We start from the raw sequence: 12,566 nt of genomic DNA on the forward strand, positions 1-12,566 counted from the left end.
ATTTCGCCGGGCGACTGCTCAAACTCCGATGAAAAGGGGTCGCGGATGCAAAGCAGCTTCGGAGAGCGCCTCACATTGGCGCTGAAAGCCTTGTCGATGAGCCGCGGGCGGCTCGCCGCCGAACTGCAGGTCGACAAGTCGCTGGTCGGACGCTGGGCCTCCGGCGCCGTCCACCCGGCGGCGCACAATCTCGAGCGGCTGACGCGCCTCCTCGCTGAAAAACACCCCGGCCTGACATTGCTCGACTGGGAGCGCGAGCCGGCCGATTTCGCCGCCTTTTTCGGGGTCGACCCGGTCAGCGTCACACAACCGCGTCAGCCTGGCGTCCCCCTGCCGCCGGAGACGCTGGATGCCGCCTATGCGTCAACCAGCCAGCGCGGCGAAGCCTATGAAGGGCTCTGGCGCGCAACTCATCCCGCCGTGATCGCTCCGGGCCGATTCTTCCACGAGCATGGCATGATACGCCGCGGTGTGGGGGGCCTGTTGCGGTTCGAACTGGGTGGCCCGGACGTTCGGTATGTCGGGTCGATCCTGCCGATCGAGGGGCAGGTCTTCGTCATCGCCACGGACACCGTCAGGCATCTGCCCTGCTTCATGATCTTCAATATCGTCACCATGCCGAAGATCGTCCTGATGGACGGCATCCTGCTGACCGCCGGGAATGCGATGCGCAATCCATCGGCCTATCCGATCGTCATGGAGCGGATCGGTGACCTGACCGGCGACCGGCCAGCGGACGACGCCCATGCCGAATCGCTGATGACCCGACCCCAGTTCGTCCAGGACGACGAATGCGTTTCACCGGCGATGCGCAATCACCTGATCCGCGATTTCGGCCCCGAGGCGATAAAGGCCGGTGGCGATCTTCTCCTGACCGCCGCCGGAACACCGGATTTGGCAAAGGTGGTCGCGGCGCTCAACTATCCGGGCTGAGGAGCACGGCGGGGACATTGATATTCGCCCATTTCCGAATTGCTGCGACGACCCCAGCCGCTATCGCCGCTGTGCCGTAATATAGCGATCGACCTGCTCCTCGAGCACGTCGAGCGGAAGCGCGCCCTGGCTCAGCACTGCCTCATGGAAATCCCGGATGTCGAAGCGGGGCCCCAATGCCTTCTCGGCGCGTGCCCGCAATGCGGCGATCCTGAGTTGCCCCACCATGTAGCTGGTCGCCTGGCCTGGCCAGTTGAAGTAGCGATCCACCTCACGCGCGATATCGGTGTCCGATATCGAGCTGTTCGACTTGAAATAGGCGATCGCCTGTTCGCGCGTCCAGCGCTTGGAATGGATGCCCGTGTCCAGCACCAGTCGGATTGCGCGCCACACCTGGAGCGAGAGCATGCCCAGCCGGGCATAAGGGTCCTTGTACACGCCCATCTCGTTGGCCAGGCGCTCCGAATAGAGGCCCCAACCCTCGGTATAGGCGCCATAGCCACCGAATTTGCGGAACTTGGGGATGCCGGTCAGCTCCTGCTGTCGCGCGATCTGGAAATGGTGTCCCGGCGCGCCTTCGTGCGCTGCGATGCCGGCCACCTGCACCTTCTGCGTCTGGTTCATGTCCACCAGATTGACATAGTAGATGCCGGGCCGAGACCCATCCGCCGAAGGCGGATTGTAGAAGGCCGTGGGGGCGGTCCCCTCGCGCCATTTCTCCACCGCGCGCACTTCCAGCGGCGCCTTGGGCAGCGTGCGGAAATAGCGCGGCGCCACCGCCATCACGGACGCGATCACCGCGCGCGCGTCGCGAAGATATTCCTCACGGCCGGCTTCCGTGTTCGGATATTTGAACTTGGGGTCAGTTCGGATGTGATCGAAGAACTGTTCCAGCGTCCCCTTGAAGCCAACCTCCTGCTTGATCGCGCCCATTTCCTGCCGGATCGCGGCGACCTGCCTGAGGCCCAATTGGTGGATTTCGTCAGCGGTCAGATTGGTCGTAGTCGAGCTCTTCAACCGGTCAGCATAATAGGCCGCCCCGTTCGGCAGGCTCCACGCCCCGAAATTGCCCTTGGACTTCGGCTCGATCTCGTCGAGCGCCGCGACCAGCATGTCATAGCCATGCCGGAACGGACCTGTCAGCGCCGCGCGTGCGTCGCTCAGCAATGTCTCCTTGGTCGCAGCCGGTGCGTTTAGCGCGTCCACTTTCTTGCGAAAGTCGGCCATCAGCGTCGAGTCCGGGCCGTTGTCGAAGGGCGCGCCGGTAATGACCTTGCGTGCGTCGGCGCGGGCTGGTGCGAAATTGACCTTGTTCGGTATGATTCCCGCTGCCGCCTGCTCCCGCATCAGTGCAGCGGTTTCCCGCATCACGCGTTCGGTATCGCGCAGGCGCGCGATATAGGCCTGGGCGTCCTCGACCGTGTCGACCTTGTGATTGTTGATGAGCAGAACCGGAATTTCGCCCGCCGGGCTGCCGTTCGTGGATACCGGAAAGCGCAGCTTGCGGAATTGGAAAGCATCGCGGCCGCGCATGACTTCATACTCGAACAGCCGATAACTCACGCGCGCACTTTGCCCCAGACGTTCGGGCTGGAATCGAGCGCGCATGTCCTTGAGCTGCTGTTCGGCAAGGTCGCGCGCGCGCACCGCCGCGGCGTCCGTATAATCGTCCAGCCGATCATAGCTGGTCTTGAATCCGAGTTGTGTCTGGGTTTCCGGGCTCAAGCTCATCTGTGCATCGAATGCCTGGTCCAGAAACTCGAGCAAGGCTGCATCCTGCACGCTTGCCTGCGCCACCGGGGTCGGCACGGGAGCGCTCGCCTGGATGAGCGGAACGATCGGGAGCAAGAGCAAGGCAAAAGCTGAACGCATCGGAATCTCCTGTTGGCGACGCGCTTGTTACGCGACGCAGCGTCTTGCGCAATCGCTTCCCGACAGCTTCACCGCATATAGACGAGCGGCTCGGCCGCGACGTAGCGATGCTGCTCCGGAAAGGGTTCGCTATGCGTGTCGACGTCGATCCTCTGGCGCCGGATCTTGTTTGAATCCAGCGATGCCCTGGGCCAGACGGGCAAGCCCGTGGCGTTAGGATCGCCGCTCTTGATGAAGCTGGCGAAATAGCCGCGCATCGTTGCCGATACCTTCCGGTCGTCGTCGGACCAGGCATAGAGCGGATTGATATCGAGGTTGCCCAGCGCATATTCGATTTCGGCGCTGTGCACCGCGCCCCATGGCAGCGGGCTGCCCGAAACGTCGGTTGCAAAGCGTGGCCGGACGCGGGTGTAATGGTAAAAATAGGTCGGCGCGCCCGTCCGGCGCTGCAGATCGAACCATTTCCAGGTCGGCAGGGCGAGGAAATCGTCGCTCGCCAGCGCGGTCGCCGCGGAAACAACGTCGCCGTCATTCCTGGCAGGATAGAGCGCGAACACCGCATCCGCCTTGGCACCGAGCGTGCGAGTCAGGCCGGCGCGATACTTGGCAATTGTTGGCGCGCCGTCGCCGAACACGGCCGATCCCGGCGCCTCCTGCGAGTTCGATCCCAGCAGAAGCGGCACGCGTGCGGCCTTGCCCTGTGCGAACGTCACCGCTGGTGGCTCGGTCAGGAAATAGCCGTCGATCACCGCGTAGAATGACATGTCCTTTGCATCGCCCTGCGCGGCAAGAAGCTTGTCGGCCGGCATGGCGCGCAGTGCGGCAAGCGTGGGCGCGCCCAGTCTTTGCGCAAAGGCAGCGCCCTTCTGCTCTGCCTCGACCAGCGCGGGTGGCGTCCATTTCTGCATCATCGCACCGCTTTCTCCGATTGCCCCGGCAATCTTGCCACGCGACAAGGGCGACGCCATCAGCGCGCTGACCGACATCGATCCAGCGGACTCCCCGCCGATCGTGATATGGTCCGGGTCGCCCCCGAACGCCGCGATGTTGCGCTTCACCCAGCTGAGCGCCGCCACTTGATCGAGCAAGCCGTAATTGCCCGATGCATGATGCGGCGAACCCGCCGTCAGTTCGGGATGAGCGAGGAATCCGAATATGCCGAGCCGATAGTTTATCGTGACGACGACGATGCCCTGTTCCGCCAGTGCGGTGCCGTCATAGCGCTTCTCCGAACTATCGCCCGCCTGGAAGCCGCCGCCATAGACATAGACCAGCACCGGCAATTTTGCCCGCGCCGACCGGCCAAGCTTCGCCGGCGTCCAGACATTCAGATAGAGACAATCTTCACTGGGTGCGGGCGATCTGAACATCATGTCGGAATAGAGCGGTTGCTGCATGCAGCGTGGCGCGAATGCCGTCGCAAGGCGGATGCCCGGCCAGGCCGCGGCCGGTTGCGGCTCGCGCCAGCGCAAATCCCCTACCGGCGGGGCAGCAAATGGAATGCCGCGAAAGATCTGGACGGGCGACCTGCCGGTTTCGGCCTCACCCTGAAGCTTGCCGCCTGCGATCGTGACGATCGGGCCGCTCTGGGCCTGTGCGGAAGCGGCAAATGGCACCAGTGCCAGCGCAAAGCATAGTTTCGGCAGCATCATGGTCTCCGTCTTCCCACCCTTTTTGATCGAGGCTTTGCGACCGGCCGCCATGATGGCACAGTGCAGAACCGGATCAGGCACTATCATGGTGCAGCATCGGTGCGATGATTGTGGGAGAGCGGATGCATCCTGTCGAGACATTCGAACTGGTCCTTGCTCTTCTCGCCGGGGTTGTCGCCCTGCATTGGGCGGCGCGGCGCATCGGCCTGCCGCCCGCGACCGCGCTGCTCGTCGGCGGCGGCGGTCTTGCCTTTATACCCGGATTGCCCCCGGTGGCGCTCGATCCCGAACTTGCACTGGTGCTGTTCCTGCCGCCGCTGCTGATGGACGGAGCCTATTACACCGCGTTCGGCCGTTTCCGGCGACACCTTCCGGGCATATTGTCGCTCGCGGTCGGTGCTGTCGTCTTTACCACACTGGCCGTCGGGCTGGTCGTCCATTGGCTTGTCCCCGGACTACCATGGGCTGCTTGCTTTGCGCTCGGCGCGATCGTGTCGCCGCCGGATGCCGTGTCGGCCCGCGCCGTGCTCCAGGGCGTGACGCTCCCCCGGCGATTATCGGCGCTGCTGGAAGGCGAGAGCCTGCTCAATGACGCCACCGGGCTGGTGCTGTTTCGCTTCGCGGTGGTCGCCACGCTGAGCGGCGTATTTTCTACCGGCGCTGCCGTCTCGAGTTTCTTCTTCCTCGCCTTTGGCGGGATCGTCGTCGGCCTTTTGGTGTCGGCGGTCTGGATGTTCGTCGTGCGGCGTCTGAGCGACCAGACGTTGATCATCATGGCCAACACGCTGATCTGCTGGGTCGCCTATATCGCCGGCGAGATGGTCCAGGTCTCCGGGGTGATCGCGACGGTCGTCGCCGGGCTGGTGCTTGGCTGGTACCAGCATATCATTTTCCCGGCCCAGGTCCGGTTGCGCGGCAGTGCCTTTTGGCAGACTCTGGTATTCGTGCTGGAGGCGCTGGTCTTCATTCTGATCGGTTTCTCGCTCCGTGGCGTGCTCGACCGGGTCGGCGGGATCGAGGCCGTCTCGGCGACCATGGCAGTCCCGATCCTTGGTGTCGTGCTGACGGTTGTGCTGGCGCGCTTCGTCTGGGTGTTTGGCAGCGACGGCCTGCTCAGCGCGCTCCGCGGGCTGGGGCTGAAACGCGCGCGCCCGCTCGGGATGCGGCAAGCGACAGTGCTGGGCTGGGCCGGCATGCGCGGCGTCGTGACGCTGGCGGTGGCGCTCACTTTGCCGGCGTCGATGCCGGGCAGAGACCTGATGCTCGTCATCGCTTTCGCGGTAATTTTCGCCACCGTCGTGGTGCAGGGGACGAGCCTCGGCTGGCTGATCCGGCAAGTCCGGCCGGTCGACCAGGATCCCCCGGCGAAAATGACCATGGCCCAGTCGGAGGCGGCCATTGCCGGCGCCAGAAACGATGCGGTCGAGGCGCACGCCTATGCGCCGGATGGAACGCTGATCCACCCGCAACTGCTCGAACAGTCGCGCAAGCGCCTGGATATCATCCAGCGTTACGCGGCGGACGCGGACACCTTCATGGAAGGGGCCCGCACGCATTTCGACGTCGTGCTGATCGCCCTTGCCGCCGGCCGCGCGGAGCTGATCCGCATTCACCGCGCGGGGCTGATCGAGGACGAAGTGCTGCACGATCTGGAGCGCGATCTGGATGTCGAGGAATTGGGCATCATTCTGCAGCGGGGCGACTAGGCCTGGGTTCGAGCCCGGTCGGCCTGCTCGAGATTCCGACTGGCATCGTGGCGATTCCCGACTCTAGCAGACGCTGCGCGATCAGCCCGGGCGAAGCCCGGACGCGCAATCAGGCGAGTGCGGTCCGGCCGCCCGGTTGCCGATCGCATAACTGAGATTGTGCGGACGGCGCGAGCCGGGCATGGGGCCGGACATGATCCGCTACCTTGTTCCGCTTCTCCTCCTATGCCCCGGCCCGGCCGCGGCGCAGGCCATCCAGCCCGGCAATTGGGACTTGAAGTCCACCGCCGTCGAGCTCGTGATTCCCGGCACCTCCGGCTTCCTGCTGCGCATGATGCGGGGCAAGTCGAAGACCGAGCACAAATGCATTGCGCCGGATCAGGCACGGGCAGGGATTGCCGCGCTGCTCGTTCCCGATCCCAAGGCCAAATGCCGCGTCGAAAGCTCGGTCGTCGCCGACGGCAGAATCGCGCAGGCGATGGTGTGCCCGCAAAAGGAAGGCGGCACGTTCCGCGCTGTCCGGTCGGGCAGCTATACTGCCGCGGGTTTTACCGCGCGCATGACGATGGCGGGGCAGACGCCCAAAGGCGCGACGCGTATCGTGCTCGACCAGACGGCGGTGCGGACGGCGGCCACCTGTCGCAGATAGGATGCGTTCATATCGTTACGCCGCCCGCTCGCGCCCGGGCGCCACATCGTCCTTGCGGCGCAGATAGGGGGCGACGAGGTTGCGGGCGCGGAACCATTCCTGCCGCGCCTCGCTCAGCGTCTCGAAATTGCCGATCACGCGGCGGCACTCCTCGCTGCGGCACTGGCAGATCATGTGCCAGTTCGATTCCTTCAGCGTGGTCGAATAGTCCCAGGTGATCTCGTCGCCCGGCGCGATCGGGCGGACCGCGACCAGGAACACGCCGTCGCCGGTGAAGCGCAGGCCGGCGTTCGGGTTGCAGCTATGGTTGATCAGATCGTCGATCCGGCCCGACGGACCCATATAATGTTGCGGCGTGACCTGGACGAAGCGATCGCTTGATCCGCGCATCAGGCTGGGCACGCGATCGGCGCGGACGCGGCGACCGGTAAACCGGACGATCGCGTCGCCTTCGGCAAAACCCTCGGCGGCATAGACTGCCTTGCCGAGATGCGTCTCGCCGATCGCGAACAAATTGGCGGCGGGGCGATATGCGTCGAGAATGTAGAAGCGGCCGTTGCGGAAGCCGAGCGAACGCAGTGGGTTGATCGTCGCCAGGCCGACCATGAACCAGATGCTGGCATGGCCCAGCAGTTCGACGAAGATATAGGCATATTCACCGACCACCTGGCCTTCGATCCGGGTCGCGACGAGCAGGGTGGCGAGATCGCCGAGCGTCCATAACCCCCAGGCGGGCGAACGTTCGCGATTGCGGTCCTGCCATACGCTTTGCCAGGTCGGCCAGAAGCTGATCGGTACCGCGATCACCACCAGCATATGCGCCCAGAAGGCATTCTGGAACGCGAACCACAGGGTCAGCGAGGCAAGACAGGCGGCCATGCAGAAGATCTCGCTCTGCGAGGGCGCTTCCCAGCTCGACCGTCGCCATACGCCGAGCGTGATCGCCACACAGGCGACCGCAGAGATGGTGAAGATCCAGGCCTGCGGCGCACCGGGATTGACCGCGGCATACGTGCCCGCCTCGACCGCGGTCGCGGCGCTCCAGATCAGCCAGGACGCCCGGTTCGGCTGCACCAGCTGGCGCCTGATCCCGGTCAGATAGACGGCGTAACCCGCCAGGCTGCACAGGATGGCGACGAGGAACCAGGGTTCGATGGGCATGTTCCGTGAGGTCGATATGGTTGATCGACGCTTACCGGGGAAGCCGACTCTCGTCTATCGAAAACCCAGGAGTGACCACGAGTCGCGGCGAGTCCGGCTAGCCAGGAAAGAGGCCCGGCCGCCCGACGCGTTTGCACACGGCTTCATTCCCAAAGAAAAGGGCCGCCTTCCCAAAGGAAGACGGCCCGATCCCGCGATACCGCCGCGATCAGAAGCGCAGCTTGACCGATGCGCGATAGCTCTGGTTGGCGACGTCGCTGCGGCTGAGCGTCGTGTCGGCGCCGACCGAGAACTCCGCCTTGTCGCTGCCAAAGGCGATGCCGCCGCCGATTTCGGCCCAGTCGTTATCCTCGCCGGTCATCGCGAACAATGCGTTGGGGCCGACGCCGCCGACGAAGTTCGCGCCGAACGCCGCGGGCTGATTGGCGAAATCATGGACATAATAGGCCGACAGATAGGGGCGGAACGTCCCCTTGGCGCTGGCGGTCAAGCCGGCCCGGGCCTGCAGGCTGTCGAGATTTTCCCGATCATAGACCAGTGCCGGGCCGCCGCCGGTTTCCGCCACCCGATCGAACCCGATCCGGCTGGCGCGGAGCGAGACCCGCGGACCGACCTTGAGCTGACCGAGGTCGAAATTCTTGCCCAGGCCGATTTCGGCCGACAGGGCCAGCGACTGGTCCTTCGCCTCGAGCCGGTAGGTCGTGGCGAGGATCGCCGCGGTCCGCTCGGTGCGGGTCGCGAACAGGCCGGCGCTGGCCACACCGTCGAGCACGATGCCGCTCACACTTTCGACCTTGCCGTAGATCGTGCCCTGATAGAGCGCGCCGCGCGCCGTCTGCCCGGCGATCGCCGTGTCGCCGTCGACCTTGCTGTACGAGAAGGCGAAGCCGGCAACGGCATGCTCGCTGAGCTCGGTTTCCAGGCCGGCGGCGAGGTAATAGCCGTCGAACTGGTTGCGCCCGCCAAGCGGCACGGCGGTCGGCATCGGGCTGCTGTCGCCGTTCAGATAGCCGCCGGCGATGAACCCGCTGACCGTTTCCGGCAGCTTGCCTTCCTGCAGGACGGTGTCACCGGCATCGCTGCGCACTTCCGGCTGGCCGAGCATGCCGTTCATGTTGAGCGCGGCCAATTTCAACGGCTGGCCGACCAGCGCCAGCGTGCCGCCGAGCTCGCCTGGCTGCAGCGAGTTCAGGCGATCACGATAGAAGCGCGCCATATTGTCGACCGCCACGGTGCCGATCGAATAGTTGAGTGCTTCGGCACGTGGCGCGAAACCCTCGAGCGTCGCGCGGATCGTACCGGCATTCTGCAGATCGAGCGGGCCGTAAAGGTTGACGAAGGTCTGGCCGGTTCCTGCGCGGTTCTGGTCGAGCAGCTGGGCATAGGCGCGCTGGATCGGCGAGGTGGCGAGGTCGGCATATTTGCCGACATCGATCGAGACCTGCACCGCATTGGGCGTGTAGGTGATGCGCGGCGCGCCGAGGATGGCGCTGAGCGGGCTGGTGTTGGGGGAGAAACGGTTCAGGTCGGCGAACCCGCCCTCCGCGGTCAGGATGGTGTAGACGTCGGTCGAGCGGATGACCGAATTCGGCATGATCGCGAAGCCGAGCTGGCCGCCGAGGCTGACCGTACCGTTGGTCGGCGTGGCGCCGTTGAAGGTCGTCGCGACTACCGCGATCTTGTCCGACACGCCGTTCGACCCGAGGTCGATGAAATAATGCGTGCCCGATGACAGAACGAGGTTGCCTCCAAAGGTCAGCGTGCCCGCAGTCCCCGTCGTACCCGGCGCAAAGATGCCGGTCGCGCTGGTGAAGTACGGCGCGTTGAAGCGGCCCGAACCGGTAACCCCGCCGCTGAGCAGGAAATAATCGCCGACCGAGGTGATCAGGCCGTTATTGGTGACCAGGCCATCGAGCTGGTTGATGTTGATCAGGCTCTTCAGCGACCCGCCCGTACCGACGTTCAGCTTGGCGTCGGCGCTGGTCATGGTGAAGCGGTCGATCGTCACCGCGCTGTCCAGCGTGGTGGTGCCGGCCGCCGACAAAGTCACGTCGAAATAGCGCGCATTGGTCTGCGTCGCGGCATTGGGATCGATATTGTTGGGCACGAAATTGCTTGCGCCGGGCAGGCCGTTGGCCAGCGTTGCGGCCGGCAATGGCGTTGTCGAGCTGCTGGGTGCGTTCGCGATATCGACGCAATCAGTGAGGAAGCAGATCTGGCCGAACTTGCCCCCGGTGCCGTTGATTCCTTCGCCCGGGGTGGTCGGGATGCCGTTGACCAGCTGACCATTGACCAGGACGTTATACGCCGGATCGAGTTTGGTGACCCAATGGTTCGGATCGGTCCAGGCGCCGTCGCCGGCCTTGGCACCGACATAGCGGTACGGGTTGCTCGCCGCGAGATAATCCCAGAACAGATAGAGCGGCTGGTAGAAGGAGGTGGTGCCGTAGCTCGATCCGGGCTGGCCATTGAAATAGCGGCTGCCGCCGGACAGGACGGCGATCACCACCTGCTTGGCAAAGGCGCGATCGACGATCAGCGGCCCGCCCGAGTCACCCGGTCCCGTGATACCCTCATTGGGGAGCGCATCATCCTTGAAGGCGTTGAAATCGAACTGGTTGCCATGGCCGGGGCTGTCGAAATCGACCTGATAGAGATTCTGCGGCAAGCCGCCGGCCGAGCCGAACAGGAACAGGTCGACATCGTCGAGCGAGCCGAGAATGCCGACATAATTCTCCGCAACGCGACGGCGGAAATCGCTGCCGGTCGCGCCGGTCGGACCGACGCCGTTATTGCCATAGCCAGTGACGGTGACGTGATAGCCGGTGCCGGTAACGTCATCGATCGCGCCGGGAGCGGGCAGCTCGGACAGGAGGAGCGCCCAGGTCGGCACGTTCGCGGCCGGCGTATCGAGCGATGCGACCGCGACGTCGGCCTGAAGGAAATTGTTGCCGTCGCCGAGCAACACCGAGTCCGGATGATACAGGACCTGGTTGACGTTATACATATAGTCGGCGACGCGGGTCAGGTATTTTTGACCGCCGGAAACACCGTTCAGCCATTTGCCGAACGCCGAATTGCCCGCCGCATTGTTATTGGCCTGGAAGCCGAAGCCGATCGGCAGCTGGTTCGCGCCGGTGCCATAGCCCCAGGGGTCCATTGCGCCGCCATTGGGGTTTTCGTTCACGCAGTGCGCAGCAAAGATCACCGTGCGCGGGTTGATCAAGGTGCCGGTGCAGGTGCCGATAAAGCCGTTCTTCTGATCGATGATCATCTGGCCGACGCCGTTGACGCCCGTATCGACGGCACTGGCCGGTGTGTTCGGCGGGGAAACGATGATGCTCGGGTCGGAAATCGTGCTGATCGGCTGTGCGCCGCCCTGCGGCTCGTTGATCATGCCGCTTGGGCCGATATTCTGGGCATGGGCGGTGCCGCCCAGGATGAGCGATACGGTACCCGCCGAGGCGAGCAGCCACGAGCGGACGCGTGCCGAGCGCACGCCGGTATTGGCTTGAATCATCTGGATAAATCCCCTTGACTGGAAACGGTGCCCCCGTTTCATCTAGCGAGGCTATCGAGCAAAATGTGCAAGCTCAAGGACTTGATCGCACCACTTTCGCAGCATTGGCGGCAAAGAGAGATTATTTGCCTCTCATGTGGCTCAAGGGAGACAGTCTTCCTTGGGTGGGGTGTGGTTTCGCTGACAAAGTTCATCCGCTCCGGGTCGCCTATCTTTCGCAAGCGCATGCTGAAGCAGCCTTGCGATCCAATGCCGTGAAAGCCAGGATTGCTAGCAGGGCGACAGGGGAGTTGAATCGTGACCAGAATAATGGGGCGAGCCGCATCCATTATGCTGATGGCCTCATCTTTCTATCCGCACCCTGGCTGGTCAGCTGAAGCCGCCGACAGACAAGAGGTGACGTTGAAGGGGGTGGTCAAGCTGGGACGAGAGGTCAAGATCTATAATTACAAAGTGATAAAAGGAAACTTCAGGCGGCAATCCGCGAAATGCATCAGCGCCATGATGCCGCCAGGTTATGATGAAGTGAGAGGGTTTGGAAAACGGAAGACTGCAATAATCGAAGGCGTGGTTATGCAATACGGGCGTTGGGTGATGTCTGATCCTGCGCAAGCGACTATTTCTCCCATGCAGAATACATGTGGAGGAGATTATTTCGTCTATATAAGGAGAATAAAGTTCATTTAACTTTTTGAGATAATATGGGGATTTTATTTTTCTGAGAGCTTTATGATAAGGCCCGGGCGGAAGTGGATGGTGAAATGAAAATCAATAATAGAGCAATGTTATATTTAATGTTGGCGATTTCACTGCTTTTCAGCCTTCCGGCAATGTTGGTGGGTATTGGATTTGCTGGCGGTCTTGAGGGATTTTCTCTGCCTGCAAGGGATATTTTGTCCATAGTTGTTTGGGCGCTGTCAGGGGTGGTGATTTTTGGACCTATCATAGGTGTAGGTTTTTTCGGGATTAGATTGTTGGCGGAAAAGAAGTTTTGAAGCCGGGCCTATATTAAAGCCGGGCCTATATTAAAGCCGGGCCTATATTTCTGCACGCAACCGCTCAGCAAATCCATG

General features: G+C 63.2%; 9 protein-coding genes. 5 read left to right on the forward strand and 4 right to left on the reverse strand.

From position 1 onward, the window contains the following. The first annotated feature begins 45 nt into the window (after window positions 1-45). Complete coding sequence (locus H3Z74_RS04205) at window positions 46-933, forward strand: helix-turn-helix domain-containing protein (RefSeq protein WP_187762733.1); 888 nt, start codon at window positions 46-48, stop codon at window positions 931-933. A 60-nt stretch (window positions 934-993) separates the two neighbouring features. Here the strand turns inward: H3Z74_RS04205 and H3Z74_RS04210 are convergent, their stop codons facing one another. Both H3Z74_RS04210 and H3Z74_RS04215 read right to left on the reverse strand, forming a co-directional pair. Further along, window positions 994-2,805, reverse strand: coding sequence for a DUF885 domain-containing protein (locus H3Z74_RS04210; protein WP_187762734.1), 1,812 nt, complete (start codon window positions 2,803-2,805; stop codon window positions 994-996). Window positions 2,806-2,873: 68 nt separating this feature from the next. Next, window positions 2,874-4,454, reverse strand: coding sequence for a carboxylesterase/lipase family protein (locus H3Z74_RS04215; RefSeq protein ID WP_187762735.1), 1,581 nt, complete (start codon window positions 4,452-4,454; stop codon window positions 2,874-2,876). Between the two features lie 125 nt (window positions 4,455-4,579). Here H3Z74_RS04215 and H3Z74_RS04220 point away from each other — a divergent pair, with 125 nt between their 5' ends. Continuing rightward, window positions 4,580-6,163, forward strand: coding sequence for a Na+/H+ antiporter (locus H3Z74_RS04220; RefSeq protein WP_187762736.1), 1,584 nt, complete (start codon window positions 4,580-4,582; stop codon window positions 6,161-6,163). 274 nt (window positions 6,164-6,437) lie between these two features. Beyond that, complete coding sequence (locus H3Z74_RS04225) at window positions 6,438-6,812, forward strand: DUF3617 domain-containing protein (RefSeq protein ID WP_229726875.1); 375 nt, start codon at window positions 6,438-6,440, stop codon at window positions 6,810-6,812. Window positions 6,813-6,827: 15 nt separating this feature from the next. On the opposite strand, the gene H3Z74_RS04230 is transcribed toward H3Z74_RS04225, so the two are convergent. Together H3Z74_RS04230 and H3Z74_RS04235 are read right to left on the reverse strand one after the other, a co-directional pair. Next, entirely contained in the window at window positions 6,828-7,973 is a 1,146-nt protein-coding gene (locus H3Z74_RS04230; protein ID WP_187762738.1) for an SET domain-containing protein, read from the reverse strand. A 208-nt stretch (window positions 7,974-8,181) separates the two neighbouring features. Further along, window positions 8,182-11,493, reverse strand: a complete 3,312-nt coding sequence (locus H3Z74_RS04235; protein WP_187762739.1) for an autotransporter domain-containing protein — start codon at window positions 11,491-11,493, stop codon at window positions 8,182-8,184. Between the two features lie 297 nt (window positions 11,494-11,790). On the opposite strand from H3Z74_RS04235, the gene H3Z74_RS04240 reads away from it, so the two are divergent. Together H3Z74_RS04240 and H3Z74_RS04245 are read left to right on the forward strand one after the other, a co-directional pair. Then, the gene (locus H3Z74_RS04240; RefSeq protein WP_187762740.1) at window positions 11,791-12,180 is read left to right on the forward strand and encodes a hypothetical protein; all 390 of its coding nucleotides are present in this window, start codon (window positions 11,791-11,793) and stop codon (window positions 12,178-12,180) included. A gap of 74 nt (window positions 12,181-12,254) precedes the next feature. Continuing rightward, window positions 12,255-12,488 (forward strand): hypothetical protein, encoded by a 234-nt coding sequence (locus H3Z74_RS04245; RefSeq protein ID WP_187762741.1) that lies wholly within the window; start codon window positions 12,255-12,257, stop codon window positions 12,486-12,488. Window positions 12,489-12,566: the final 78 nt, after the last annotated feature.

This window comes from Sphingomonas alpina (assembly GCF_014490665.1).
In the GTDB taxonomy this organism is placed as follows: domain Bacteria; phylum Pseudomonadota; class Alphaproteobacteria; order Sphingomonadales; family Sphingomonadaceae; genus Sphingomonas; species Sphingomonas alpina.

Coding starts and splice junctions, on each gene's coding strand:
- H3Z74_RS04205 (WP_187762733.1), top strand. CDS start 46: ATGCAAAGCAGCTTCGGAGAGCGCCTCACATTGGCGCTGAAAGCCTTG.
- H3Z74_RS04210 (WP_187762734.1), bottom strand. CDS start 2,805: ATGCGTTCAGCTTTTGCCTTGCTCTTGCTCCCGATCGTTCCGCTCATC.
- H3Z74_RS04215 (WP_187762735.1), bottom strand. CDS start 4,454: ATGCTGCCGAAACTATGCTTTGCGCTGGCACTGGTGCCATTTGCCGCT.
- H3Z74_RS04220 (WP_187762736.1), top strand. CDS start 4,580: ATGCATCCTGTCGAGACATTCGAACTGGTCCTTGCTCTTCTCGCCGGG.
- H3Z74_RS04230 (WP_187762738.1), bottom strand. CDS start 7,973: ATGCCCATCGAACCCTGGTTCCTCGTCGCCATCCTGTGCAGCCTGGCG.
- H3Z74_RS04235 (WP_187762739.1), bottom strand. CDS start 11,493: ATGATTCAAGCCAATACCGGCGTGCGCTCGGCACGCGTCCGCTCGTGG.
- H3Z74_RS04245 (WP_187762741.1), top strand. CDS start 12,255: ATGAAAATCAATAATAGAGCAATGTTATATTTAATGTTGGCGATTTCA.